We start from the raw sequence: 26,363 nt of genomic DNA, 5'->3' as shown, positions 1-26,363 counted from the left end.
TACTGCAACTGCACTTACATTCCATTGTAGCCAATACCATTACCAGGTTTTACCGATGTTAAACTGGAACTGTTCGGCTTTGTCTCCATCGTACTTTTTAAACGGCTGAGCGTAGGAGAATACCAACGGACCTAACGGCGACATCCACTGTACTGCGATACCCGCAGACATACGGATATTGCTTGGATCGCTGTAGTCCGGGTAACCACCATATGCGGCTGAATCCCAGTGAGTATCCCACACGGTACCCATATCCCAGAAGACGGAAGTACGGACCGAGTTCGCATATTTATCGCTAATAAACGGCGTCGGGGTGATCAGCTCAAGGCTGGCAACCGCCATGGCGTTACCGCCCACCGCATCATCAGACTTACACGGTGCGGACTCGCTGCTCTTACATTCGTTATCGTAGCTGCTGTCGTCGTCATGACGGCTGCTGGCCGGGAAATAAACCGCTTTCGGACCGATAGTATTGGACTGGAAGCCACGCACGGTGCTTGAACCACCGGCATAGAAGTTCTCATAGAACGGCATCTCTTTACCGCCCAGACCATCGCCATAACCAAAGCGGGTACGACCCAACATCACCCATTTATGATCGTCATCGATCGGTACATAGGTCGCGGTATCGAGCGTCGCTTTGTAATATTCGTTATCCGATCCCGGAATCGTCACTTTACCGTTCAGGTTGACGCGTGAGCCTTCGGTCGGGAAGAAGCCACGGTCAAGCTTGTTATACGTCCAGCCGTAGTTGAAGGTGAAGTCGTCAGCGCTGAACGAGTTTCTGTCGTTGGTGTTGTCCGGATACTGCCCCATCGAATTCAGATAACGCCACATGGATACCTGAGGCTGCATGTTGGATAGCTTGTTATGCACATAGCCCAGGCCCGCGCGCAGCGTATTGTATTCGTTAACCGGGAAGCCCAGCGTGATGTCTGTACCATAGCTTTTGTTGGTATAGTCAGACAGGTCCGCATCGTTAGCGTCGAAGTCGTTATAGAAAACACGACCGCCGAGGCTGACGCCATCCACGGTAAAGTACGGGTTCGTCACCGACAGTTCAGTATAGGTCTGATAGTCGTTTTTGGTGCCGTTAATCCCAACGGAATAGCCGGTACCGAGCCAGTTATCCTGCTGAACGCCGGCCTGGAAGCTGACGCCGCTTTCCGTACCGTAACCAACGCCGAAGTTAAAGCTACCGGTGTTACGCTCTTTAACCTTATAGACCACGTCAACCTGATCCGGGCTGCCCGGAACGCGCTGCGTATCGGTATCAACCGTTTCAAAGTAGCCTAAACGGTTCAGACGATCTTTACCCTGATCGACCAGGTCGCTGCCCAGCCAGGCGCCTTCCATCTGACGCATTTCTCGACGCAGAACGGCATCTTTCGAGGTGTCGTTGCCTTCGAAGCGAATTTTACGCACGTAGTAGCGGTTACCCGCATCGACGTTCACGTGCAGCTTCACGGTCTTATCGCTATCGCTGATTTCCGGCTGGGACTGAACGCGCGGATAGGCATAGCCGTAGCGACCAAGGAGTTTCTTAATGTCATTCTCCATTTTGGTCACTTTGGTGCCGTTATACAGCTCGCCCGGCTCCACTTTGGTCAGCGCTTCGATTTCTGCCGAATGCCCCGCCAGATCACCCGTCACCTGCACCCCAGAAAGCTTGTACTGATCGCCTTCGGTAATGTTGATGGTGATGTAGATACCTTTTTTGTCCGGCGTCAGGCTAACCTGCGTGGAGTCAATGTTGAAACGAGCATAGCCGCGATCCAGATAGTAGCTGCGCAGCGTTTCAAGATCTCCCGCCAGCTTCTGTTTCTGATATTTACGATCGCCCACCACGTTCCACCACGGCACTTCATCGCGCAGCTGGAAGGTAGAAATGAGTTCATCGGTGCTGAATGCGTGGTTGCCGACGATATTGATCTGCTGGATTTTCGCCGAGACGCCTTCCTGGAATACCAGCTTCAGGTCGACACGGTTACGCGGCAGCGGCGTCACGACAGCTTTAACGCTGGCGCTGTACTTACCGACGCTGTAGTAGAAATCCTCCAGCCCCTTTTCGATATCAGCCAGCGTGGTGCGATCGAGGGATTCCCCTACGCGCACGCCGGATGCCTCAAGGTTTTGCTTGAGCATGTCATCTTTCACCGACTTGTTACCGGAGAAAGTGATGCTGGCAATCGTTGGACGCTCTTTCACCTGCACCAGCAGGGTATCACCATCGCGCAGTACGCGGACGTCCTCAAAGTTGCCGGTGGCAAACAGAGCACGGATGGTGTTACTGATATCATCATCGGTTACGGTATCGCCAGGACGCACTGGCATACTGAGGAGGGCCGCACCAACAGCGACTCGCTGAAGGCCTTCGAAATGAATGTCCTTCACCACGAACCCGTCAGCACCGTATACGGTTGCGCTGCTAAACAGCAGCGACGCTATGAGCAACTTTTTCATCGCCATCGTTATTATGCGTTCTTCCTAACAAACTCTCTTACAACCGAGAGAAATCATTGAAAAGTGCAAGCCCCATTAACAGCACCAGCAATATTGAGCCAATGCGATAACTAAAGTCTTGAACTCGCTCGGATACCGGCCCGCCTTTCAGCTTTTCAATCGCCAAAAACAGCAGATGTCCCCCGTCGAGAACGGGAAGCGGGAACAGGTTGATTATGCCGAGGTTCACGCTGATCAGCGCAAGGAACATCAGATAGTAAATCAACCCAAATTCCGCTGACATCCCAGCCCCCTGGGCGATAGAAATCGGCCCGCTGAGGTTGTTCAGTTTGACATCACCGGTTATCAATTTGCCCAGCATTCGGACCGTTAACGACATCAGCTGCCAGGTTTTATCCGTGGCTTCAGCGATGGCGGCAAATGGCCCGTACTGACGCACTGTCTTATATTCATCAGGCAGCGGGATGACCTTAGGTACGACCCCTGCAAACCCCTCCGCTTTGCCTTTGGTAGACTTCGTATCCGGCGTCAAGGTCACCGACAGGGGGCTACCCTGCCGCTCGATGTCCAGAACTAATGCCCTACCCGGATTATCACGCACCAGATTAACAAACGTCATCCACTGCGTTAACGGTTGACCATCGACTTTAACGATCCTGTCGCCCGCTTGCAAACCCGCCTTCTGCGCCGCCGAGTCAGATTGTACTTCAGCCAGGACGGTATCAATCTGCGCGCTGCGAGGCTGAATGCCCAACGAGGCAACCGGATCTTGTTTATCCGGCTCAAACGCCCAGTGCTGCAGATCGAGGATTTTATCCTGACGTTGATTGGTCCCGAAAGGGGCGACCGTAACTATTGTTTGCCGATCGCCTATCTTCGCCACCAGCGCCATACGTACTGCATCCCAATCAGGCGTTTCGATGCCATCTATCGCTTTAAGTTCCGTTCCTTTTGCAATTTGTGCTTGCGCGGCGATCGAGTTGGGCGTTATGTCGCCAACGACCGGACGCACGCCTGGCACGCCGATAATAAACACCAGCCAGTAGGCAAAAATGGCAAAAAGGAAGTTCGCGATTGGCCCCGCGGCAATAACGGCGGCGCGCTGGCCGACGGTTTTGTTGTTAAACGCGGAGTGACGCATCTCTGGGGCCACGGGCTCAACGCGTTCGTCAAGCATTTTGACATAACCGCCCAGCGGAATAAGGGCGATAATAAATTCCGTTCCTTGCTTGTCAAAACGGCGCCACAGCGCTTTGCCAAAGCCGATTGAGAAACGCTCAACGCGGATACCGCAGCGGCGAGCAACCCAGAAATGGCCAAACTCATGGACGGTGATCAACACGCCCAGCGCAATAATAAAAGCAGCCAAATTCCAGAGAACGCTCAGCATAAAACCTTCCGTCAAATCGTCCTGAAAACCAACAAGAGTAGGCAAGCAAACACGGGCACCGCGGCCGTCAGGCTATCGATACGATCGAGAATACCGCCGTGTCCGGGAATCAGATTTCCGCTATCTTTAATGCCAGCTTCGCGTTTAAACATGCTTTCGGTCAGGTCGCCGAGTACCGAAGCCAGGGCCGCGACAATAGAACACACCAGCAGCACCATCGGCGTGACATTCAGATGGGCCCACCAGCCGTAAGCCCAGGAGATAACCGCTGCCGTTAACAGACCGCCGAAAAAACCCTGCCAGGTTTTACCCGGAGAAACCTTCGGCGCCAGCTTATGCTTACCGAACATTTTTCCGAACATGTAAGCGCCGGAATCCGCGCCCCAGACCAGAATCATTACGTACAGCAACCACAGCGCACCGCTATAATGGTCATCGGTATAATGCCAGGCCCGAAGCGCCAGCATGCCCCAAAAAAACGGCACGATGGTCAGGACGCCAAAAATCAGACGGAGCGTTTTTGAATTGCGCCAGAAAGCCGCTGAAGCAGGGTAAGTGAGCACTAAAAGCAGCGCGACGACCCACCAGCCTAATGATGCCCATAGCGCGCCCTCAACCAGCGGTTGATGAACGTCATAATGGTATTCCGGCATCAGGAATAGCATCAGCGCCAGCAGCAGACCGCAAAGCACTGACAGCCAGACTCTCTGGGTAGTTGAAGTGAAACCGCTAAATTGCCCCCACTCCCACGCGGCGAGCATACAGACGACTAGCGTAACGATGGCAAAACCCGCGGGCGGCAGTAAAAAAAGCGCCGCAATAACAACGGGTATTAAGACGAAAGCAGAAATCAGGCGATACTTCAGCAAAAGTGACCCCCATCAGGCATTGTTGCCGCCCGGCTCAGTGCCGCCGAAGCGACGCTCTCGATTAACAAAGGCATGGAGTGCACCTTCAAAGTCCTGTTCAGCGAAATCGGGCCAAAGAACATCCGTAAAGTAAAGTTCGGCATAGGCAATTTGCCAAATCAAAAAATTACTAATGCGATGCTCTCCCCCGGTCCTAATAACTAAATCTACGGGAGCCAGTTCATGCATGCAGACCTGCTGGCTCAGCATCTCTTCTGTGATTTGCTCGGGCTGAAGCACCCCGTCTTGCACCTGTTTGGCCAGATGACGAACGCCCTGGACGATATCCCAGCGGCCGCCGTAGTTCGCCGCAATATTCAGGGTCAAACCGGTGTTGTTCTCAGTCAGCGCCTCCGCTTTACGAATACGCTCCTGGAGACGCGCATTGAAGCGCGTGGTCTCGCCGATAATACGCAGGCGCACATTATGCCGGTGCAGACTTTTCACTTCGCTATCCAGCGCCCAGACAAACAGCTCCATCAGCGCGCTGACTTCCTGCGCCGGGCGATTCCAGTTTTCACTGCTGAACGCGTATAACGTCAACGCTTCAATACCATTATTCGCCGCGAAAGAGACGGCGCGACGAACAGATTTAGCGCCGGCTTTATGGCCAAAGGCGCGGATCTTTCCTTGCCGTTTTGCCCAACGCCCGTTGCCATCCATAATAATGGCCACATGACGACAGCCATGCGCAGGCAACATTTCGCTGACAGTTTGATTAGCAGACAACATAACGCGTTTTAAGTCCATAATAAGGATTAGCTAAGCTACTAAACACGGGCCACCGGTCAGCGCTGGATACGCATTTTTATCCGGTGCCGGAGCTACGGCCAATCGCAGAGAACAACCAAAAGCTTTACGCAAAAAAGCCGTGTCTTGCCACGGCCACCGTAATCTTTCACACCAAAATGCAACGATCGGATGGCGCAGACTATATCACTGAAGCACAGCGCCCACAAATATCACAACGCGTATCAGAATTTGCGCCACGCCGTCAGGAGCTGGCCTGCGCTTACCCGGGCCATCGCATCAATAGCCAGCACTTCATCAATACTTTGCGGCTCATTTAACGCCTGTTGATCCAGCACCGCCTGATTTATCGCCGCAATATCGGTAAAGCGAATATCCCCGTTCAGAAACGCCGCGACCGAAACTTCATTTGCCGCATTCAGCGCCGTGGTCGCCGCCTGGCCGACATCAAAAGCCTCCATGGCCAGCTTCAGACAGGGGTAACGGCCGTAATCCGGCGCCGAGAAGCTCAGAGTGCTCAACTGACAGAAATCCAGCGGTTTCACGCCAGAATTAAGGCGTTTTGGCCAGCCCATCGTGTGGGCAATCGGCGTACGCATATCCGGCTCGCCGAGCTGCGCCAGGACGCTGCCATCCTGATAACGTACCATCGAGTGAATCACCGATTGCGGATGGATCAGGACTTCCATCTGCTGCGCCGAGGCGTTGAACAGCCAGCGGGCTTCGATATACTCCAGCCCTTTGTTCATCATGGTGGCCGAATCGACAGATATTTTGCGCCCCATCGACCAGTTTGGATGCTTGCATGCCCGATCGGGGGTCATCGCCGCCAGTTCAGAAATCGCCGTTTCCCGGAAGGGACCGCCGGAGCCGGTGAGCAGAATCGACGCCACGCCGTTCTGGGTTAAATCAGCGTATCCCAGATTATGTTGAATTGTTTCCGGCATACTCTGAAAAATCGCATTATGCTCGCTATCAACCGGCAACAATCGTGCGCCGTACTGCTGCACGGCATCCATAAACAGACGGCCACAGGTCACCAGCGACTCTTTGTTCGCCAGCAGCACCGTTTTACCCGCACGAATGGCTGAGAGCGTCGGCACCAGGCCTGCTGCGCCGACAATCGCCGCCATCACCTGCTCGACCTCGTCCAGCGCCGCCACTTCTGCCGCAGCCTGCTGGCCGCTCATGACTTCCGTTCGGCAGCCCTGCTCGCGCAGTTGCGCACGCAGCAGCTCCGCGCTGTGCGCATCGTCCATTACCGCGTAACGAGGGGAGAATTCCAGACATTGTTCAACCATACGGTCGACATTTTTCCCGGCGACCAGCGCGGTGATAGAAAAGCTATCAGGATTATGGCGCACCACATCCAGCGTGCTGCAGCCGATAGAACCGGTCGAACCAAGAATGGTTAATTGCTTCATGAGGCGTCCAGAATAATGAAGACAGGATAAAAAGCAAAACGCCGCCAGCAAACCCTTATGCATCAATTATCGGTTGACAGAGCGGAGGCGCAAGGCCTTTGACATGGCGCCAAAGGCTACAAGGCCAGCCGTCTAAACGCAATCCCGAAAATTGAGCGTACGGTCTCCTGTACGGCGTTTCAGATTTTACGCAGGCCGATCGTTAGACCTGCGTGTCGGCAAAGAATCAGAACTGCATCAGTTCCGCTTCTTTATCCGCCAGCGCCGCATCAACTTTCTTGATAGCAGCATCAGTCATTTTCTGCACATCTTCCTGAGAGCGGCGATCGTCATCTTCGCTGATCTCTTTCTCTTTCAGCAGCGCTTTGACTTTGTCGTTGGCATCGCGACGAACGTTACGTACGGCAACGCGCGCCTGTTCAGCTTCGCCACGCACGATTTTGGTCAGATCTTTACGACGCTCTTCGGTCAGCGGCGGCAGCGGAACGCGGATATCGCTGCCCGCAGAGCTTGGGTTCAGACCGAGATCGGAAGCCATAATCGCTTTTTCAACGGCCGGGCTCATGGAGCGATCGAAGACGTTGATCTTCAGCGTGCGGGAGTCTTCTACCGTTACGCTAGCCAGCTGACGCAGCGGAGTCGGCGTGCCGTAGTATTCCACGATAATGCCATCCAGCAGGCTGGGAGAAGCACGACCCGTGCGTATTTTGCTGATTTGGGTTTTGAACGCTTCAACGCATTTGTCCATGCGTACTTCAGCATCTTTTCTGATATCGCTAATCACGTTACGAATCCTTGAAAACTTGTCTCAGACAGACCAGACGGTCGCCCACTGCAAAAGTGAGCTAAGTATAGTCATGTTTATGCTCAGCGTCTTTCAGGCTGCGGGTCAGCCGCAGCATTCCGTCCACAGAGCATGTTGAAAACCATCGGGTCAAAAACCCGAAAAAGTAAGGCCGAATATTACCCGTATTTGACGCTGACGGGAATTACTCAGTAATTAATGTGCCTTCTTTTTCACCCATCACCACGCGGCGCAGCGCGCCAGGCTTATTCATATTGAATACGCGAATCGGCAGTTTGTGGTCACGCGCCAGGGTAAAGGCCGCAAGATCCATCACTTTCAGCTCTTTATCCAGTACTTCGCTGTAGGTCAGCTGATCGTACATCGTTGCGGAAGGATCTTTGGCCGGGTCAGCGGTAAATACACCGTCGACTTTGGTGGCTTTCAGTACCACATCGGCTTCAATTTCAATGCCGCGCAGGCAGGCAGCGGAATCGGTGGTAAAGAATGGGTTGCCGGTACCCGCGGAAAGAATCACCACGCGGTTGTTACGCAGCAGGCTGATAGCTTCCGCCCAGCTGTAGTTATCGCACACGCCATTCAGCGGAATCGCTGACATCAGGCGGGCGTTCACATAGGCGCGATGAAGTGCATCACGCATTGCAAGGCCGTTCATGACCGTTGCCAGCATGCCCATGTGGTCGCCCACAACGCGGTTCATACCCGCTTTCGCCAGACCAGCACCACGGAAAAGGTTACCGCCACCAATCACTACGCCAACCTGAATACCCAGCTCAACCAGTTCTTTGATTTCCTGAGCCATGCGGTCAAGTATGCTCGCATCAATACCGAAGCCTTCTGAACCTTGCAGAGCTTCGCCACTTAACTTAAGCAGAATACGTTTGTAGACGGGTTTTGCATTGGTAGCCATGTTTCTTTCCTGAGACTGTCAACGAATGAGATGAATTAATTCTGGCGACATTGTACGTCGCTTTTCAGCGTGCCCACTATAGCGGTTGGCTGAATTTACACATTAGGCGCAAAAAGAAGCCGCCCTCAGGCGGCTCCTTTTGAAAATTAAGACTGCTTGGACATCGCAGCAACTTCTGCTGCAAAGTCAGTCTCAACTTTCTCAATGCCTTCGCCCACTTCAAAGCGGATGAAGCCAGTCACGTCAGCGTTGTGCTCTTTCAGCAGCTGAGCAACGGATTTGCTCGGGTCCATAACGAACGGCTGACCGGTCAGAGAAACTTCGCCGGTGAATTTCTTCATGCGGCCTTCAACCATTTTCTCTGCGATTTCTTTCGGCTTGCCAGACTGCATGGCGATGTCCAGCTGAACCTGGTACTCTTTTTCCACCACTTCAGCGGAAACGTCTTCCGGCTTAACGAATTCAGGCTTGCTTGCAGCGATGTGCATAGCCAGCTGTTTAACCAGCTCTTCGCTCGCGCCTTTAGCGGCAACCAGAACACCGATACGCGCGCCGTGCTGGTAAGAGCCCAGAACTTCGCCTTCCAGGGAAGAAACGCGACGGATGTTGATGTTCTCACCGATTTTAGCAACCAGCGCAACGCGTTCTTCTTCGAACTGTGCTTTCAGAACTTCAACGTCGGTGATTTTGCCTGCAACAGCTGCATCCAGAACTTTGTTAGCAAATGCCTGGAAGCCACCATCTTTAGCCACGAAGTCAGTCTGGCAGTTAACTTCCAGAATGATGCCGTAGGTGCCATCGATTTTAGTGATGATCACGCCGTCAGCGGCAACGTTGCCCGCTTTTTTCGCTGCTTTAATAGCACCGGATTTACGCATGTTTTCGATTGCCAGCTCGATGTCGCCGTTCGCTTCAGTCAGCGCTTTTTTGCAATCCATCATGCCTGCGCCAGTACGCTCGCGCAGCTCTTTTACCAGGGATGCGGTAATTTCAGCCATTCTTTATTCCTCGGGAGATGTGATCGGCCCGGTTCCAGGAACCAGACAGATTTGAAAGTGAAAAAGGGGCCGCTAAGAGGCCCCTATTTATACACGGTACTAAATAAGGGTATGCCTTATTATTCAGCTTCTACGAAGCTTTCTTCCGCCTGAGAAGCCAGATCCTGAGAACGGCCTTCACGAACGGTAGCAGCAACAGCGCTCAGGTACAGGCTAACTGCACGGATTGCGTCGTCGTTACCCGGGATAACGAAGTCAACGCCGTCCGGATCGGAGTTAGTATCAACGATAGCAAATACCGGAATACCCAGGTTGTTTGCTTCTTTGATTGCGATGTGCTCGTGGTCAGCGTCGATAACGAACAGCGCGTCCGGCAGGCCGCCCATGTCTTTGATACCGCCCAGGCTGTTTTCCAGCTTGTCCAGCTCACGAGTGCGCATCAGCGCTTCTTTCTTGGTCAGCTTGTCGAAAGTACCGTCCTGGGACTGAGTTTCCAGGTCTTTCAGACGTTTGATAGACTGACGAACGGTTTTCCAGTTAGTCAGCATACCGCCCAGCCAGCGATGGTTCACGAAGAACTGGTCGCAGCTGTTAGCAGCGTCTTTTACCGCTTCGCTTGCAGCGCGCTTAGTACCAACGAAAAGGATTTTGCCTTTGCGAGAAGAGATCTTGTTCAGTTCAGCCAGAGCTTCGTTGAACATCGGTACAGTTTTCTCAAGGTTGATGATGTGAACTTTGTTACGCGCGCCGAAGATGAAAGGCTTCATTTTCGGGTTCCAGTAACGGGTCTGGTGACCAAAGTGAACACCAGCCTTGAGCATGTCGCGCATGGAAACAGTTGCCATGTTTAAAACCTCTATAGATAAAAGTTGGGGTTATGCCTCCACGTATCCCATATTACCGACCCCAAAGGGCACCCCGGAATATGTGCCGATACGTGTGTGTTGTTACACAAAGTGAGATTTGTCGCTTCAGTCCATCTTGTGTATCTGAGAATGGAACAGAAGTCCGGCGCGCTTTATACCACAAAACAGGAGCAGACACCAACTGTTGTTGACGTCGCGTGCTGCTAATGATTCTCAATTTGGCAGCAGGACGCCCGGACTGTTAACATTGTTCAGACATAATCTATTATTGTCGAAAAAATCGACACTGCTGGACACAATCCATGGCTATTTCTATCAAGACATCTGAAGACATCGAAAAAATGCGCGTTGCCGGCCGCCTGGCCGCTGAAGTGCTGGAAATGATCGAACCCTACGTAAAACCGGGCGTCAGCACCGGCGAACTGGATCGCATCTGCAACGATTATATCGTTAACGAACAAAAAGCCGTATCCGCCTGCCTGGGCTACCACGGCTTCCCGAAATCCGTCTGCATCTCTATTAATGAAGTGGTGTGCCACGGGATCCCGGACGACGGCAAGCTGCTGAAAGATGGCGATATCGTCAACATTGACGTCACCGTCATTAAAGATGATTTCCACGGTGATACCTCGAAGATGTTTATCGTCGGTAAACCGACCATTCTGGGCGAGCGCCTGTGCCGCATTACCCAGGAAAGCCTCTATCTGGCCCTGAAAATGGTCAAACCGGGCGTTAATCTGCGCGCTATCGGCGCGGCTATCCAGAAATACGTTGAAGCCGAAGGTTTCTCCGTCGTGCGCGAGTACTGCGGCCACGGTATCGGCCGCGGTTTCCATGAAGAACCGCAGGTGCTGCATTACGACTCTCCGGAAACCAACGTGGTGCTCAAACCCGGCATGACCTTTACCATTGAGCCGATGGTCAACGCGGGTAAAAAAGAGATCCGCAGTATGAAAGACGGCTGGACGGTAAAAACCAAAGACCGGAGCTTGTCTGCGCAGTATGAGCATACTATTGTGGTGACAGACAGCGGCTGCGAAATACTGACGTTACGCAAGGATGAAACCATCCCGGCGATAATCTCGCACAACGAATGATGAAAAGCCGGCGCCAGCCGGCTTTTTTATGACGGGCACCCTGTGGGCCGCCGCAAGCGACGTTAAAAATCGCTCCCGGCGATTTTTTATGACGGGCGTCCTGCCCGTCACCCTATGGGCCGCCGCAAGCGACGTTAAAAATCGCTCCCGGCGATTTTTTATGGGTGATAGTTTTTTATTATGGTGGCGCGATGAGCAACTCTTTATCTGATACTGTCTCCCCTGCCCTGGGCGACCAGCCGGCGAATCCGGGCCGCTGGCCGCAGAGCGACTTCAACTGCGCGGCTATCAAGGCGCACATCGACGCTTTTCAGCGCTGGCTGGGCGAAGCGTTTGACCACGGCATCGCCGCAGAGAGATTGATTGAGGCGCGCACCGAATTTATCGATCAGCTGCTTCAGCGGCTATGGGTCGAGTACGGGTTCGGGTCGATGAACGACATCGCGCTGGTCGCCGTCGGCGGTTACGGCCGCGGCGAACTGCACCCGCTTTCCGATATCGATCTGCTTATCCTGAGCCGTAAAAAGCTGCCCGATGAGCAGGCGCAGAAGGTCGGCGAGCTGCTGACGCTGCTGTGGGATATCAAGCTGGAAGTCGGCCACAGCGTGCGCACCCTCGAAGAGTGCCTGCTGGAGGGGCTGTCGGACCTCAGCGTCGCCACTAACCTGATTGAATCGCGTCTGCTTATTGGCGACGTCGCGCTGTTCCTTGAACTGCAAAAACACATATTCAGCGACGGCTTCTGGCCATCGGAAAAGTTCTTTGCGGCAAAAGTCGAAGAGCAGAATGTACGCCATCAGCGCTATCACGGGACCAGCTATAACCTCGAGCCGGACGTGAAAAGCAGCCCCGGCGGCCTGCGCGATATTCACACCCTGCAGTGGATCGCGCGCCGCCATTTCGGCGCCACCTCGCTTGATGAAATGGTCGGCTTCGGTTTCCTGACCGAAGCCGAGCGCAACGAGCTTAACGAATGCCTGCATCAGCTTTGGCGCATTCGCTTTGCGCTGCATCTGGAGCTCAACCGCTACGATAATCGCCTGCTGTTCGACAGGCAGTTCAGCGTCGCCCGTCGCCTGCGTTACGAAGGCGAAAGCAACCAGCCGATCGAGCATATGATGAAGGATTTCTTTCGCGTCACCCGCCGGGTGAGCGAGCTGAACCAAATGCTGATCCAGCTGTTCGAAGAGGCGATTCTGGCGCTCACCGAAGATGAGAAGCCGCGGCCGATTGACGATGATTTTCAGCTGCGCGGCACGCTAATCGATCTGCGCGATGACACGCTGTTCATCCGCGAACCGCAGGCGATTCTGCGCATGTTCTTTATGATGGTGCGCAACAGCAGCATCACCGGCATCTACTCCACCACGCTTCGCCATTTGCGCCACGCCCGCCGTCATCTGACGCAGCCGCTTTGCTATATTCCGGAAGCGCGGACCCTGTTCCTCAGCATGCTGCGCCATCAGGGCGCGGTCAGCCGGGGGCTGCTGCCGATGCACCGCCATAGCGTGCTGTGGGCCTATATGCCGCAATGGTCGCATATTGTCGGTCAGATGCAGTTTGACCTGTTTCACGCCTATACCGTTGATGAACACACGATCCGCGTGCTGCTTAAGCTTGAGAGCTTCGCCAAAGAAGAGACCCGCAGCCGGCATCCGCTGTGCGTTGAACTGTGGCCGCGCCTGACCCATCCGGAGCTGATCCTTATCGCCGCCCTCTTCCACGATATCGCGAAAGGGCGCGGCGGCGACCATTCGATTCTCGGCGCGCAGGACGTGCTGAAATTCGCCGAGCTTCACGGTCTTAACTCGCGCGAAACCCAGCTGGTGGCGTGGCTGGTGCGTCATCATCTGCTGATGTCGGTCACCGCCCAGCGTCGCGATATTCAGGATCCGGAAGTGATCAAGCAGTTTGCCGAAGAGGTGCAAACGGAGAACCGTCTGCACTACCTGGTCTGCCTGACCGTCGCCGATATCTGCGCCACCAACGAAAACCTGTGGAACAGCTGGAAGCAGAGCCTGCTGCGTGAGCTCTATTTCGCCACCGAAAAACAGCTGCGCCGGGGGATGCAAAACACGCCGGATATGCGCGAGCGGGTGCGTCACCACCAGCTACAGGCGCTGGCGCTGCTGCGGATGGAAAATATTAATGAACAGGCGCTGCACCAAATCTGGAACCGCTGCCGCGCCAACTACTTTGTGCGCCATACGCCAAACCAGCTCGCCTGGCATGCGCGTAATCTGCTGCAGCACGATCTCAGCAAACCGATGATCCTGCTCAGTTCCCACGCCTCGCGCGGGGGCACCGAGATCTTCATCTGGAGTCCGGATCGTCCTTACCTCTTCGCCGCCGTTTGCGGCGAGCTGGATCGACGTAATCTAAGCGTTCACGATGCGCAGATCTTCACCACCCGCGATGGCATGGCGATGGATACCTTTATTGTTCTTGAGCCGGACGGCAGCCCGCTTTCCGCCGACAGGCACGAAATGATCCGCGTGGGCCTGGAACAGACCATCAGCCAGCGCAGCTGGCAGCCCCCGGCGCCCCGTCGTCAGGCGGCGAAGCTGAGGCATTTTTCCGTGCCGACAGAGGTGAATTTCCTGCCGACGCATACCGACCGGAAATCCTTTCTTGAGCTGATTGCTCTCGACCAGCCGGGTCTGTTAGCGCGCGTCGGCCAGGTATTTGCCGACCTCGGAATTTCGCTCCACGGCGCGCGAATTACGACAATTGGTGAGCGAGTAGAAGATTTATTTATAATCGCCACCGCAGACCGGCGCGCCCTTAATAATGAGCTACAGCAAGAAGTGCAACAACGGTTGACAGAGGCCCTCAATCCAAACGATAAAGGGTAACGTATTTTTTTAAGTAAATGGAAAGAGTAAACAATGCAGCAATTACAGAACGTTATTGAGTCCGCTTTTGAGCGTCGCGCCGACATCACGCCGGCAAACGTGGATACCGTAACCCGCGAAGCGGTTAACCAGGTGATTTCTCTGCTTGATTCCGGCGCGCTGCGTGTCGCTGAAAAAGTTGACGGCCAGTGGGTCACCCATCAGTGGCTGAAGAAAGCGGTTCTGCTCTCTTTCCGTATTAACGATAACCAGGTTATCGATGGTGCGGAAAGCCGCTACTTCGATAAAGTCCCAATGAAGTTCGCGGATTATGATGAAGCGCGTTTCCAGAAAGAAGGTTTCCGCGTCGTTCCGCCGGCGGCCGTTCGTCAGGGGGCGTATATCGCTCGCAACACGGTTCTGATGCCGTCCTATGTGAACATCGGCGCCTACGTTGACGAAGGTTCGATGGTTGATACCTGGGCGACCGTGGGTTCCTGCGCACAGATCGGCAAAAACGTCCACCTGTCCGGCGGCGTCGGCATCGGTGGCGTACTGGAGCCGCTGCAGGCTAACCCGACCATTATCGAAGATAACTGCTTTATCGGCGCGCGTTCGGAAGTCGTTGAAGGCGTCATCGTCGAAGAGGGTTCCGTTATCTCCATGGGCGTATACCTCGGCCAGAGCACCAAAATCTACGACCGCGAAACCGGTGAAGTCTTCTACGGCCGCGTTCCGGCGGGATCCGTCGTCGTCTCCGGCAACCTGCCGTCAAAAGATGGCAAGTACAGCTTGTACTGCGCGGTTATCGTCAAAAAAGTCGATGCCAAAACCCGCGGCAAGGTTGGAATCAACGAACTTCTGCGTACCATCGACTAAGCAGCATGAAAAGCGGGAGGCATCCCGCTTTTTTTATATATTGAGCTGGCGAAGATGGATTTTTTCGTTAATTATTCAAAGATTACGATGATATCAAAGGTACCGTTATGTACGATAATCTGAAAAGTCTTGGTATTACCAATCCTGATGAAATCGATCGCTATAGCCTGCGGCAGGAAGCCAACAACGACATTCTGAAAATCTACTTTCAGAAGGATAAAGGCGAGTTCTTCGCCAAGAGCGTCAAGTTCAAATATCCGCGTCAGCGCAAAACCGTTGTCGCCGACGGCGTGGGCCAGGGATATAAAGAAGTCCAGGAGATTAGCCCTAATCTACGCTATATCATCGACGAGCTGGATCAAATCTGTCAGCGCGATCGCACCGAAATCGATCTGAAACGTAAGATCCTCGACGATCTGCGTCACCTCGAAAGCGTGGTGACGAATAAGATCAGCGAAATCGAATCCGATCTGGAAAAACTGACCCGCAATAAGTGAGCCTGATACGGGCCAGATGCTGGCCCTGTTTCTCTCTGCCTCATCCTCTTTTTTCTCACTTACCCCCACCGGCAGCATCAGCGAATATCAGCTATTCCTCTCTGATATCATTTCATCTCATATCCCTATCTACATGAATGACATAATAAAATAAGTCGCTGTATGTTCAATTTCCACCTGAAAGGAGATCATACGATGACACAGGAAATTGAACAAAAATTTTATACCCTACAATCTGCGCCCTGGCTGGATAAGACCGGCTTTGAAAAAGGACGGCAGCACGATCGCCAGCCGCTGGGCTTTATTCTGCCCGCCAATACGCCGCTGCACATTCGCCAACCGGATATCAGCAACGGCAACTCGATTCTGCGCCTGCTTTGCAATGATACCGCGCTAGAAAGCACCAGCACGATCGCCACCGGCTGGAAAACGGTCAGCGCCACGGTCGACACCGTTCCTTTTGTCGATACGCTGTTTACCGACCAGTCCAGCGAATTCACCGTCATCTACCAGCAACCTGCCGCAACTAAACCGCTGCCGTGCTGGAAAGCAGGACAATCTGAGGATGAATTTTTCCTCAGCTGGGAGAAAAATCAATCCGCACTCGCGCTGCTTGATTTAGATGTGATTAACCTGCTGCTGCCCTACGCCGACCGCGATAATGCGATGAAAGCGGGCTTATCCTCGCTACATGCTTATTACACCCACCTTTTCAAATGCTATAACGACTGGGCTGGGCTAAGCGATCGCCCGGATGCGCCGTGGAACCAGGATGTCGCCAACCGCTACTTTGTGCGGGCAGATAAACACGGCGTCGGCGCAGCCTATTATCACCCCTGGTGGTGCGCACATACATCATCAACGTTAGGTGAAGGCTGGCTGGATAACGTTGCGACGCAGTGGGTTATTCTTCATGAAATTGCGCACGGGTATCAGGGCAAATTTATGCAGGACACCACTCTGCCCGTCAATGAGGTGTGGAACAATATTTACGCCGCTTTCTATCAGCAGCTTACCCTGAGCCAGGATAATCATCTCTATGTGGATGGCTGGCTCTATAACTATGGTCAGCAGGCCGTACAGGAACTCCAGCTGATGACCTATATAAAAGACCAGACGCCGGTCGCCAGCTGGGGCCTGCGTCCGCGCCTGCAATTCCTGATGCTGATGTTGCTAAAAGCAGGAACCAAAGCCTTCAGCGCCTTTAACCAGAACTATCGTGAACTGGCCAACGGCGATAGCTTCCGGCCGTCCGATTATCAGCTTATCGATATGTTGGCTACCGCCATTGCCGCCGCCGCAGGGTATGATGTCACGCCGTTTATCGAGCTATGCGGCTTAACGCTGGAAATTACCACTAAGGGAGATATCGCCGCGCTGGCGGCAAAACCGCTCTATCCGCTATATGTTTTCCTTCCGCAAAGCGAATGGGATAGCGCGCGGCGGCAGCTGGGGCTGGACTCCTTCGTCTGGCTGGTGGATAACAGCGAACTGGCGGCATTAGGCAAAACGGGGACGCTATCCCTGACGTTCAATATCGACCAGCTGGAACAAATTTACGGGCGAACGCTGACGATTAAAGATAATTGTGGCACGCATTATTCACTGGTTGTTAATGATGACACGTTGATCCTGAATGATATTCCAGTCGGCGTTTACCAGATCGATCCTCCGAAAGGCCGTTCACAAAAATATCGTCCGGATATCAGCTATCTCGTCGTAAAAGAAGGGGCGAATGCGGCTACCATCAACTACACCCGACAACGCGATACCCGCGGGCGTAACGTGACAATGAGCTTTTTAGGTATTGGCGACACGCCGTTTGCATATCTGGATATCGATTTCGAAAATCAGCAGCTTACGCTGAATATTACCAGCGCCACGCCGCACAACAACTACCCTGACGCGCTCTATGCCGGCGTATGCGTACTTTCCGCCAGCGGCGAAAAAGTCTTTGAGCGCAATATGAACGGCACAAACTGCGCCACCGGTAAGGTGATTATTCCCTTCGGCCCTCACTATCACTTGTATATTACTCACGTCGAGCCGGGACGTCTGAAAGCCTCCCCGGAGTATTTACCGCTGATCGCGGGCGAGAAATGCCAGCTGATGCGTATTGATGAGAGTGGGCTTTACAACTTTATCCTCGATAATAATCCGGCGGAAGATTTACTGGCTATTTTCGAGCATGACGCTCAGGCGATGCGTAACCAGCCTTCGCTATTAGCGCAGGAAGAGAGCGTATGTAAAAACGATCTCTGGCTGATGCTCTCCCATATTGAAGAGCCCCAGCGCAGCAGGCTGCTTAAAGAGTATGCCGATGTTCTGCCTCAGGATAATAGTGAACCGGGCGAGTTGACGGGCAAGAGCGTGACCCTCAATCTCAGAGGACAGGGCAACAAAGATTTTTGCCAGATCGTTATCGATAATCAACAGCACGCCATGACGGTCACCACCCGTACCGGCGCGCCGCACCCGTATTATGTCTCCCATACCTACGCCAGCATTACGGTAACCGGGGCGGACGATACGGAGGTTTATCACCGCAGCTATGCCGGAGCGACCAACAACCTGGCAAACAGCGAAACTATCGCCCTCGCTGAAAACATGATCATTGAGGTTTTCCATGATGAGCCATTCCGCTCCAGCGCCAGCAATGATACGACGCATCGCGCCATTACGCTGAAGCAGCACAACCGCTGGCGGGTAGTGAAGGATGGGCTGGAGACCTGTTCGCTGGTGCCAGACCCGGAGGATAAAGAAACTGCGGATGCTGAGGACGAGGCTACAGAGCTGTATGGCGATCTCTTCTGCTGGCAGCTACTTGGCAATGATAATATTCGTTTTGCGACGATGGAGATGGATATTGGCCGCGGCGCGCTCACCTTTACCGCCAGCCCCGTGGTGCCGAATAAGCACTTTACGACGGCCTATGCCGCGGTGAATATCTACAATACGCGCGGCTCGGTGGTTTATCGCCAGTCCATTAAAGGCTCATCGCAGCTTGGCGACTATATAGATACGGCAATACTTGATGAGGGCTATATCATCGAAGTATTCCATGCCGAAGCCGGCGATCGCTCCGTCATTATCAACCCACAAAACGGTAACGCCTGGCCACAGCCTCATACCGTCTCCTGGCAAGTCACGGCCCGCGGACTGCAGCGCCTGTAATTGCCGTCCCCGCTCCCGCCGCAGGCGGGAGTGTTTTTAGCGCTGCTCATCGAGCTGTAGCGCAATATACAGCAGCAGACGATCGTCAAAATTACCCAAATCCAGCCCCGTCAGCTCAGAGATACGGTTCAAACGGTATTCCAGCGTATTACGGTGGATAAACAGTGCTTTCGACGTCGCCAGCGGCTGCACGTTATGACGAAACCACGCCTGTAAGGTGCGACGCAGCAGGCCGTTGTTATCCATCGCCTTCAGGCGAACCAGCGGGCGCGCCAGCTCATTAGCCTGCCAGCCGCCGCGCAGGCTATCCAGCAGTACCGGCAGCATCAAATCCTGGTAAAAATAGCTACGGCTCTCCGGCATCCGCTGTTTACCGACCATCATGGTGGTTCTGGCGGTGCGATACGAGCGAGCAATACTGCCCGGTCCGGTAAAAAAGTTTCCCAGCGCCACGCGAAAACGCAGCTGACCGTTCTCTTTCATCCTGCTAATGAGCTGCTCGACCCGTTTGCAGTGATCTTCCGCATCCCAGCGGCCAAAGGCGTTCAGCGCGGGCTTCAGTACCACCATTTCGGTCAGCGAGACAATGGCCACCAGATTATTACGGTCCGGCGTGGTCAACGCGGTCTGGAGCTGCTGCAGCTCCGCCATCGCGCTGTCTACGCCCAGCTGGCCGCTATCCACTTCAATCATAGCCACCACGCGCGGTTGGTTGAGATCGATCCCCAGACGCTGGGCCCACTCGGTCAGCGCCGGGGTGTTCTCTTCCGCCTGAATCAGGTTCATCACCAGCTCTTCGCGCAGACGGCTATCCTGGGCCAGGAGATGCATCAGCCGCGATTGTTCCAGCATCATCTCGGCGGTCATACACACCAGTTCACCGTATTTACGCAGCGACTCCGGTTCGCCGGTCAGGCCGATAACGCCGACGATCTCCCCTTCCAGACGCAGCGGCAGGTTGATCCCCTGGCGCACGCCGTGCAGATGTCGGGCAACGGCATCATCAATATCGACAACGCGACCCTGGGAAAGCACTAATAGCGCGCCTTCGTGCAATTCACCAATTCGCTCGCGGTCTCCGCTACCGATAATGCGCCCGCGGGCATCCATTACGTTAATATTGGTATCAATGATGCGCATCGTACGCGCCACGATATCCTGAGCCATTTTGGTATCAAGATGCCAGCCAGCCATGTAACCCTCCCGTGAGCAGGCTAACAGCATAAAAGAGTTGGCAACACGCCGCATTGTGCATTTGCACAAAGCCGGGCTAAGAAATATGGAGTTGTGGAAGATATCACAGAACGAAAAATGGAAGGGGCGGCAGAAATAAAAAAGCCCCTTTCCTCCGCAAGGAGAAAAGGGGCTTTGCGAACCGTCAGGGATTACTGCATCAGCAGATAAATCGACGTATCGCCGCGCTGGATATTCAGCGCCAGAACCGACGGTTTGGCATCAAAAATTTTGCGCAGATCGGCAATATTTTTCACCGGCTGCTGGTTCGCGCCAACGATAATATCGCCTTTCTTCAGGCCAATCTGCGCCGCCGGCGTTCCCGCTTTCACGTTACTCACCACGACGCCTTTATCCTGACCTTTGTTGCTCATTTCCGCACCTTCAATACCGTTGAAGATGGTGCTGGAGTCAACCTGATTCTGATTGCTCTGCTGCAGCTCAACGGTCACCGTCACCGGCTTGCCATCACGCAGCAGGCCAAGCTCGACTTTGCTGCCGATCGGCATGGTACCCACCTGGGCACGCAGCGCGGCAAAGCTGCTGATCGATTTACCGTTCAGCGTGGTAATCACGTCGCCGGCTTTAATCCCCGCCTTAGCGGCCGCAGAGTTCGGCATCACCTGGCTGACGAACGCGCCGCGCTGAGCGTCAACTTTCATCGCTTTTGCCAGTTCGGAATTCAGCTCGGTCCCCATGATGCCCAGCTCACCGCGCTTAACCTGGCCAAATTTGACCATCTGATCGGTCAGGTTTTTCACCATGTTGCTCGGAATAGCGAAGCCGATACCAATGTTGCCGCCGTCCGGCGCCAGAATCGCGGTGTTGATACCGATCAGCTCGCCGTTCAGGTTAACCAGCGCGCCGCCGGAGTTACCGCGGTTGATCGCCGCATCGGTCTGGATAAAGTTTTCATAGTTTTCAACGTTCAGGCCGCTACGGCCCAGGGCGGAAACGATCCCCGAGGTCACGGTTTCGCCCAGGCCAAACGGGTTACCGATCGCCACGGTGTAATCGCCGACGCGCAGGGCATCAGAGTCCGCCAGCTTAATCGCGCTCAGGTTTTTCGGATCCTGGATTTGAATCAGCGCAATATCAGAACGCGGGTCTTTGCCGACCACTTTCGCGTCGAACTTGCGGCCATCGCTGAGCTGAACTTTGATAGTAGTCGCGTTATCCACGACGTGGTTGTTAGTCACAACATAGCCTTTAGCGGCATCAATAATCACCCCGGAACCGAGGGCCATAAATTTTTGCTGCTGGCCGCCGTCGCTACCCGGCGCACCGCCCTGCCCGCCGCCCTGACAGAACGGAGAGCTCTGGAACGGAGAACCATCCTGACAGAACGGCGAATTGTCGCCAAAGAACTGCTGGAAGTTACGCGGCATCCGCGGCGTATTAACGGTGGTGCTCCCCTCAACGTTAATGCTCACGACCGACGGCATCACTTTTTCCAGCATCGGCGCCAGGCTTGGCATCTGCTGCGCATTAGTCGCCGAAGAAGCTGTTTCCGCCGCGCTCGCAGAGAGAGGGGACAACGCCAGACCTAAACTCAGAGCCAGGGCACTCATTGCTAACGTGGTTTTTTTCATAGGTTTCAATCTCAATTTCAGATAACGAATAGTTGCTGTGTTGGTGACTATCAGAGTCATTTTATAGCGCGAAGTTCCGGAATGAAGTTTTGGTAAAAGTAAAAATTTATTGTCCGTCTTTACAAAACTCACCCTTATTCTACGGCCATCAATCGTCGATATTCATCCCATGCATACAAGTCGGTCATTCCGCTGATATAGTCCTGAATGAGACGACAGCGATAATAATATTCCATCACTGGAAACTCCGGATTATTGCGCGAAATCTTATTTACGGCTTCTATGTAAGCTAACCGATGACGAGTTGAAAGTTTCTGAAAAAGACGTGATGCAATCGGTAAACTTCGCACCCGCTCTTTTTCCACCAGCAAACTAAACTCATCCAGCGATAATTTTAACAGCGGCTGGTATATATCTAACAGACCGCTGATCACGCGATAGCCCTGCAGCTCCAGCTGCTCGACATCCGGATGGCTAAACACATGTTTTACCGCGACATTTTTATATAGTTCAAGAAGCTGGCTGCAATCGCTATCGTCCTCAAGCAGCGCATGGTTAAAGTCACCGCTAAAAATCTTCGCCAGGTTATCAATAAACCGCCGCGCCGCATACGGTACCAGCCTATTGAGCGTATTAACCCGTAAATACATAAAAAACTGATCTTCGGTACTCCGGCTCAGAGAATTCGCACGCGATTTCTCCCAGGCGTTTTCGACAACCTGATTAAACAAGGAGCCTTTTTCGTGAACGCCCCAGGCTTCATAGAGATGCTGATAAAGCTGCTCTACGCTGAAGATGCGTTTTTCTACCGCATCTTCAAGGTCGGCGACGCAATATGAGATATCATCCGCGGCTTCCATAATCCACGTTAATGGGAAGCGATTGTAAGGAGCCAGATCCAGTTCTTTACGCAACCTCGCAACATAGCCCTCTTCGGCTAAATAATAACCAGGTTTTTTCATTAAATAATTGTGGCTAGCCGGCGCTTCCCCGCGCCACCATGCCGGACGCGTATATTTTAGAATACAGCCCACCTGCGCCCAGGTGAGATTCATGCGCATCAGCGTATGCACTAAGCGAATACCCTGCGCATTGCCTTCAAACCAGCATAAGTCCTGGCGAACCTTACGCCGCAGCTCATTCAGCTGGCTATCGCCTTCCTGCAGGCGCAGCGCCGCAACCACGCAGCGATCGTCGGTTAACGGCTGGCTGGCCGCATCGCCGGGGAAAAGCCGCTGACTGAACCAATCATTAATTGCCGCCTCGCCAAAATGGCCAAATGGCGGATTGCCGATATCGTGCATCAGGCAGGCCATTTCAACAATGCTCTCGAACGGCCCGGTAAGCTCATCCAGCCCGTAGCTTTCCAGCAGCTTCTGCTCTTTCAGACGACTCAGCACCTCTTTGGCGATGTAGCGGCCCACCTGCTGAACTTCCAGAGAGTGGGTCAGCCGCGTACGCACCGCGGCATTGCGCTCCAGCGGGAAAACCTGCGTTTTTTGCTGCAGCCGGCGGATTGCCGGCGAGTTGATGATGCGTCCGCGATCGCTTTCGAAAATTCGCAGGATTTCACGCTCCGTCTCAACGCCCTGCGGTGAACGGTAGCGGCGACGCCAGTTAATCTTGTTGCGAAAATCGATCTTAGCCATGATCTCCCCCGAGCGAGCAATAACGTTTCCTTCTAAGCGCATGATAGACTATGCCGCTAAAACCCACACATCGCGAGTAAATCTATGAAAATCGGTATTATTGGCGCAATGGAAGAAGAAGTTACCCTTCTGCGCGACAAAATCGACAACCGCCAGACCATCACTATCGGCGGCAGCGAAATCTACACCGGCCAGCTGCAGGGCGTTGATGTCGCTTTGTTGAAATCGGGCATTGGCAAAGTCGCCGCCGCCATGGGCGCCACTCTGCTGATGGAGCACTGCAAGCCGGATGTGATTATTAACACCGGTTCTGCGGGCGGCCTCGCGTCGACCCTGAAGGTTGGCGATATCGTCGTCTCCGACGAAACGCGCTATCACGACGCGGACGTCACCGCGTTTGGCTATGAGTATGGCCAGCTGCCGGGCTGCCCTGCCGGTTTCAAAGCCGATGATAAGCTGATTGCCGCGGCAGAGACCTGCATCAGCGCGCTGAATCTTAATGCGGTTCGCGGACTCATTGTCAGCGGCGATGCATTCATCAACGGTTCCATTGATCTCGCCAAAATCCGCCACAACTTCCCGCAGGCCGTCGCGGTAGAAATGGAAGCCACCGCCATCGCGCACGTCTGCCACAACTATGGCGTACCGTTTGTTGTCGTTCGCGCGATCTCCGATGTTGCCGACCAACAGTCGCATCTGAGCTTCGACGAGTTTCTCGCCGTTGCCGCGAAGCAATCCACCCTGATGGTGGAAAACCTGGTGCAGCACCTGGCTCGTGGCTAAGTCGCTCAACGCGGCGCTTGCCGTCCTGATGCTACTTGCCCCGGCGTGGCTTTTCGCCGCGCCGCGGGTGATTACGCTCTCTCCCGCCAATACTGAACTGGCGTTTGCCGCCGGTATTACGCCGGTTGGCGTCAGCAGCTATTCCGATTATCCCCCGGAAGCCGCAAAGATAGAGCAGGTCTCCAGCTGGCAGGGGATGAATCTGGAACGCATCGTCGCCCTTAAGCCCGACCTGGTGCTGGCGTGGCGCGGCGGTAACGCTGAACGCCAGGTGAATCAGCTAAGCTCGCTCGGGATAAAAGTCATCTGGGTCGAAACATCGACCATCGAAGAGATTATCGCAACGCTTCGCCAGCTGGCGCAGTGGAGCCCGCAGCCGGAAAAGGCGCGGCAGGCGGCGCAGAAAATGCAGGACGCGTACCAGGCCTTAAAAACCCGCTACGCGAGCGGGCCGAAAAAACGCGTTTTTTTACAGTTCGGCGCCAACCCTCTCTTTACCACCAGCAAAGGCTCGATTCAGGATCAGGTTCTGACGCTGTGCGGAGGAGAAAACATTTTTGCCGCCAGCCGGGTTCCCTGGCCGCAGGTGAGCCGTGAACAGGTACTGGCAAGGCAGCCGCAGGCCATTGTCATCGCCGGCGACGCCAGTCAACTTCCCGCCGTTGAGCGCTATTGGCAGAATCAGCTAAAAATTTCTTTTATTGCGCTACATGGCGACTGGTTTGAACGCGCGAGCCCACGTATTATTCTCGCCGCAAAACAACTCTGTACTGCGCTCGAGCAGATAAAATAATCACCTGCTAACCCAGGTGCTAAAAGGCTATCCCACCAGGCGCAATTGTTGCAGCCAGTTTGGACACGGGCGGCGCGGAACACCCGGAGCGTACATGTGGTACGTGGGGGCTGTGAGCACTGCCCGGGGCCAGACTGGCAAATAAAAAAGCCTAATGGGATAGACTCTAAGTGGGAACTGACGATGCTTGTCTATTGGCTGGATATCATTGGCACCGCCGTGTTTGCCATCTCCGGCGTTCTGCTGGCTGGAAAGCTGCGCATGGACCCTTTCGGCGTGCTGGTATTAGGCGTGGTGACCGCGGTGGGCGGTGGCACCATTCGCGATATGGCCCTTGCTAACGGCCCGGTATTTTGGGTTAAAGACCCTACCGATCTGGTGGTGGCGATGGTCACCAGTATGTTCACTATCCTGCTGGTACGCCAGCCGCGCCGGTTACCCAAATGGGTGCTGCCGGTGCTGGACGCCGTTGGTCTGGCGGTATTTGTCGGTATTGGCGTCAACAAAGCCTTTCTTGCCCATAGCGGACCGCTGGTGGCCGTCTGCATGGGGGTCGTCACCGGCGTCGGCGGGGGGATCATCCGCGACGTGCTGGCGCGTGAAATCCCGATGATTCTGCGTACGGAAATCTACGCGACGGCCTGCATCGTTGGCGGCATCGTGCATGCGACGGCGTACTACACCTTTCAGGTTCCGTTAGAAAACGCGGCGATGATAGGTATGGTGGTCACGCTGGTCATCAGGCTGGCGGCCATCCGCTGGCACCTGAAGCTGCCAACGTTCGCGCTTGATGAGAATGGACGGTAATAAAAGCAAAACGGTAACCTTAACGTTACCGTTTTTAGCGTTTGCTCCCTCTCGCTATATGAGAGGACTGGGGAGAAGAGGCTCCCGGACGCACTATCTTTAGACGCTGAACGAGGAGCCGCAGCCGCAGGTGCTTTTCGCATTCGGGTTGGTCACGATAAAACGCGAGCCTTCCAGACCTTCGGTATAATCGACGGCGCCGCCGACCAGATACTGCAGGCTCATTGGGTCAACCACCAGGCCGACGCCCTGCTTCTCGATAGTCATATCGCCTTCGTTAACCTGATCGTCGAAGGTAAAGCCGTACTGGAAACCGCTGCAGCCACCACCGGTGATGTACACGCGCAGTTTCAGGTTCGGATTGTCTTCATCCGCAATCAGGTCTTTTACTTTAATCGCCGCGGCTTCGGTAAACTCCAGCGGCAACGCTACGTCATCACTCATTTTATGCTCCCATTGATACTTCTGACCGGTTAAAGAATAACCCGACCTTTTGAGCCATTATCCAATA

General features: G+C 54.2%; 21 protein-coding genes. 8 read left to right on the top strand and 13 right to left on the bottom strand.

The annotated features are described in order from the left end of the window. Nucleotides 1-39: 39 nt before the first annotated feature. The 9 genes from bamA to rpsB form a co-directional block, all read right to left on the bottom strand. Nucleotides 40-2,469: an outer membrane protein assembly factor BamA gene (bamA, locus tag MKleb_RS05060; protein ID WP_014228002.1), complete on the bottom strand. Its 2,430-nt coding sequence runs from the start codon at nt 2,467-2,469 to the stop codon at nt 40-42. Nucleotides 2,470-2,500: 31 nt separating this feature from the next. Beyond that, nucleotides 2,501-3,853 (bottom strand): sigma E protease regulator RseP, encoded by a 1,353-nt coding sequence (rseP, locus tag MKleb_RS05055; protein ID WP_014228001.1) that lies wholly within the window; start codon nt 3,851-3,853, stop codon nt 2,501-2,503. Nucleotides 3,854-3,864: 11 nt separating this feature from the next. Further along, nucleotides 3,865-4,722 (bottom strand): phosphatidate cytidylyltransferase, encoded by an 858-nt coding sequence (gene cdsA, locus MKleb_RS05050; RefSeq protein WP_014228000.1) that lies wholly within the window; start codon nt 4,720-4,722, stop codon nt 3,865-3,867. A 12-nt stretch (nt 4,723-4,734) separates the two neighbouring features. After that, nucleotides 4,735-5,493 carry a (2E,6E)-farnesyl-diphosphate-specific ditrans,polycis-undecaprenyl-diphosphate synthase gene (gene ispU, locus MKleb_RS05045; protein WP_004098751.1) on the bottom strand — a complete coding sequence of 253 codons (759 nt, stop codon included), beginning with the start codon at nt 5,491-5,493 and terminating at the stop codon, nt 4,735-4,737. Between the two features lie 242 nt (nt 5,494-5,735). After that, a complete protein-coding gene (gene ispC, locus MKleb_RS05040) occupies nt 5,736-6,935 on the bottom strand; it encodes a 1-deoxy-D-xylulose-5-phosphate reductoisomerase (protein ID WP_014227999.1) in 1,200 nt (399 codons plus the stop codon). Nucleotides 6,936-7,161: 226 nt separating this feature from the next. Then, nucleotides 7,162-7,719 carry a ribosome recycling factor gene (gene frr, locus MKleb_RS05035; protein ID WP_004098748.1) on the bottom strand — a complete coding sequence of 186 codons (558 nt, stop codon included), beginning with the start codon at nt 7,717-7,719 and terminating at the stop codon, nt 7,162-7,164. Nucleotides 7,720-7,924: 205 nt separating this feature from the next. After that, entirely contained in the window at nt 7,925-8,650 is a 726-nt protein-coding gene (pyrH, locus tag MKleb_RS05030; protein ID WP_004098747.1) for a UMP kinase, read from the bottom strand. A gap of 146 nt (nt 8,651-8,796) precedes the next feature. After that, complete coding sequence (gene tsf, locus MKleb_RS05025; RefSeq protein WP_004098746.1) at nt 8,797-9,648, bottom strand: translation elongation factor Ts; 852 nt, start codon at nt 9,646-9,648, stop codon at nt 8,797-8,799. A 119-nt stretch (nt 9,649-9,767) separates the two neighbouring features. Then, entirely contained in the window at nt 9,768-10,493 is a 726-nt protein-coding gene (rpsB, locus tag MKleb_RS05020) for a 30S ribosomal protein S2 (protein WP_003856207.1), read from the bottom strand. Between the two features lie 323 nt (nt 10,494-10,816). On the opposite strand from rpsB, the gene map reads away from it, so the two are divergent. The 5 genes from map to MKleb_RS04995 all read left to right on the top strand — a co-directional run bounded on the left by map (nt 10,817) and on the right by MKleb_RS04995 (nt 18,995). Further along, nucleotides 10,817-11,611, top strand: a complete 795-nt coding sequence (gene map, locus MKleb_RS05015) for a type I methionyl aminopeptidase (RefSeq protein ID WP_025107385.1) — start codon at nt 10,817-10,819, stop codon at nt 11,609-11,611. 191 nt (nt 11,612-11,802) lie between these two features. After that, entirely contained in the window at nt 11,803-14,466 is a 2,664-nt protein-coding gene (gene glnD / locus MKleb_RS05010) for a bifunctional uridylyltransferase/uridylyl-removing protein GlnD (protein WP_025107384.1), read from the top strand. Between the two features lie 33 nt (nt 14,467-14,499). Further along, complete coding sequence (gene dapD, locus MKleb_RS05005; protein WP_004098743.1) at nt 14,500-15,324, top strand: 2,3,4,5-tetrahydropyridine-2,6-dicarboxylate N-succinyltransferase; 825 nt, start codon at nt 14,500-14,502, stop codon at nt 15,322-15,324. Nucleotides 15,325-15,431: 107 nt separating this feature from the next. After that, nucleotides 15,432-15,821 (top strand): DUF3461 family protein, encoded by a 390-nt coding sequence (locus MKleb_RS05000; protein WP_004098742.1) that lies wholly within the window; start codon nt 15,432-15,434, stop codon nt 15,819-15,821. 195 nt (nt 15,822-16,016) lie between these two features. After that, the gene (locus tag MKleb_RS04995; RefSeq protein WP_025107383.1) at nt 16,017-18,995 is read left to right on the top strand and encodes a putative mucin/carbohydrate-binding domain-containing protein; all 2,979 of its coding nucleotides are present in this window, start codon (nt 16,017-16,019) and stop codon (nt 18,993-18,995) included. 36 nt (nt 18,996-19,031) lie between these two features. Here the strand turns inward: MKleb_RS04995 and cdaR are convergent, their stop codons facing one another. The 3 genes from cdaR to dgt all read right to left on the bottom strand — a co-directional run bounded on the left by cdaR (nt 19,032) and on the right by dgt (nt 23,469). Continuing rightward, nucleotides 19,032-20,189, bottom strand: coding sequence for a DNA-binding transcriptional regulator CdaR (cdaR, locus tag MKleb_RS04990; RefSeq protein ID WP_004098741.1), 1,158 nt, complete (start codon nt 20,187-20,189; stop codon nt 19,032-19,034). A gap of 191 nt (nt 20,190-20,380) precedes the next feature. Further along, a complete protein-coding gene (degP, locus tag MKleb_RS04985) occupies nt 20,381-21,820 on the bottom strand; it encodes a serine endoprotease DegP (protein WP_004098740.1) in 1,440 nt (479 codons plus the stop codon). 134 nt (nt 21,821-21,954) lie between these two features. Continuing rightward, complete coding sequence (gene dgt / locus MKleb_RS04980) at nt 21,955-23,469, bottom strand: dGTPase (protein WP_014227994.1); 1,515 nt, start codon at nt 23,467-23,469, stop codon at nt 21,955-21,957. Between the two features lie 84 nt (nt 23,470-23,553). Here dgt and mtnN point away from each other — a divergent pair, with 84 nt between their 5' ends. The 3 genes from mtnN (at nt 23,554) to MKleb_RS04965 (ending at nt 25,852) form a co-directional block, all read left to right on the top strand. Beyond that, entirely contained in the window at nt 23,554-24,252 is a 699-nt protein-coding gene (gene mtnN, locus MKleb_RS04975; RefSeq protein ID WP_025107382.1) for a 5'-methylthioadenosine/S-adenosylhomocysteine nucleosidase, read from the top strand. Further along, nucleotides 24,245-25,045, top strand: a complete 801-nt coding sequence (btuF, locus tag MKleb_RS04970) for a vitamin B12 ABC transporter substrate-binding protein BtuF (RefSeq protein ID WP_025107381.1) — start codon at nt 24,245-24,247, stop codon at nt 25,043-25,045. The genes mtnN and btuF overlap by 8 nt, the downstream gene beginning before the upstream one ends. 183 nt (nt 25,046-25,228) lie before the next feature. Further along, nucleotides 25,229-25,852 carry a TRIC cation channel family protein gene (locus MKleb_RS04965; RefSeq protein WP_009654554.1) on the top strand — a complete coding sequence of 208 codons (624 nt, stop codon included), beginning with the start codon at nt 25,229-25,231 and terminating at the stop codon, nt 25,850-25,852. A 99-nt stretch (nt 25,853-25,951) separates the two neighbouring features. On the opposite strand, the gene erpA is transcribed toward MKleb_RS04965, so the two are convergent. Further along, nucleotides 25,952-26,296, bottom strand: coding sequence for an iron-sulfur cluster insertion protein ErpA (erpA, locus tag MKleb_RS04960; protein WP_004098733.1), 345 nt, complete (start codon nt 26,294-26,296; stop codon nt 25,952-25,954). Nucleotides 26,297-26,363: the final 67 nt, after the last annotated feature.

The sequence above is a fragment of the Klebsiella sp. PL-2018 genome (assembly GCF_019048985.1).
Classification (GTDB): Bacteria; Pseudomonadota; Gammaproteobacteria; order Enterobacterales; family Enterobacteriaceae; genus Klebsiella; species Klebsiella michiganensis.
The sequence above is the reverse complement of the archived record's forward strand: the minus strand, read 5'-3'. Positions and strand labels throughout refer to the sequence as shown.

Excerpts from the sequence above, each read along its gene's own strand:
- bamA (WP_014228002.1), bottom strand. The coding sequence starts at position 2,469 with ATGGCGATGAAAAAGTTGCTCATAGCGTCGCTGCTGTTTAGCAGCGCA.
- rseP (WP_014228001.1), bottom strand. The coding sequence starts at position 3,853 with ATGCTGAGCGTTCTCTGGAATTTGGCTGCTTTTATTATTGCGCTGGGC.
- ispU (WP_004098751.1), bottom strand. The coding sequence starts at position 5,493 with ATGTTGTCTGCTAATCAAACTGTCAGCGAAATGTTGCCTGCGCATGGC.
- ispC (WP_014227999.1), bottom strand. The coding sequence starts at position 6,935 with ATGAAGCAATTAACCATTCTTGGTTCGACCGGTTCTATCGGCTGCAGC.
- pyrH (WP_004098747.1), bottom strand. The coding sequence starts at position 8,650 with ATGGCTACCAATGCAAAACCCGTCTACAAACGTATTCTGCTTAAGTTA.
- tsf (WP_004098746.1), bottom strand. The coding sequence starts at position 9,648 with ATGGCTGAAATTACCGCATCCCTGGTAAAAGAGCTGCGCGAGCGTACT.
- rpsB (WP_003856207.1), bottom strand. The coding sequence starts at position 10,493 with ATGGCAACTGTTTCCATGCGCGACATGCTCAAGGCTGGTGTTCACTTT.
- map (WP_025107385.1), top strand. The coding sequence starts at position 10,817 with ATGGCTATTTCTATCAAGACATCTGAAGACATCGAAAAAATGCGCGTT.
- glnD (WP_025107384.1), top strand. The coding sequence starts at position 11,803 with ATGAGCAACTCTTTATCTGATACTGTCTCCCCTGCCCTGGGCGACCAG.
- dapD (WP_004098743.1), top strand. The coding sequence starts at position 14,500 with ATGCAGCAATTACAGAACGTTATTGAGTCCGCTTTTGAGCGTCGCGCC.
- MKleb_RS05000 (WP_004098742.1), top strand. The coding sequence starts at position 15,432 with ATGTACGATAATCTGAAAAGTCTTGGTATTACCAATCCTGATGAAATC.
- MKleb_RS04995 (WP_025107383.1), top strand. The coding sequence starts at position 16,017 with ATGACACAGGAAATTGAACAAAAATTTTATACCCTACAATCTGCGCCC.
- cdaR (WP_004098741.1), bottom strand. The coding sequence starts at position 20,189 with ATGGCTGGCTGGCATCTTGATACCAAAATGGCTCAGGATATCGTGGCG.
- degP (WP_004098740.1), bottom strand. The coding sequence starts at position 21,820 with ATGAAAAAAACCACGTTAGCAATGAGTGCCCTGGCTCTGAGTTTAGGT.
- dgt (WP_014227994.1), bottom strand. The coding sequence starts at position 23,469 with ATGGCTAAGATCGATTTTCGCAACAAGATTAACTGGCGTCGCCGCTAC.
- mtnN (WP_025107382.1), top strand. The coding sequence starts at position 23,554 with ATGAAAATCGGTATTATTGGCGCAATGGAAGAAGAAGTTACCCTTCTG.
- MKleb_RS04965 (WP_009654554.1), top strand. The coding sequence starts at position 25,229 with ATGCTTGTCTATTGGCTGGATATCATTGGCACCGCCGTGTTTGCCATC.
- erpA (WP_004098733.1), bottom strand. The coding sequence starts at position 26,296 with ATGAGTGATGACGTAGCGTTGCCGCTGGAGTTTACCGAAGCCGCGGCG.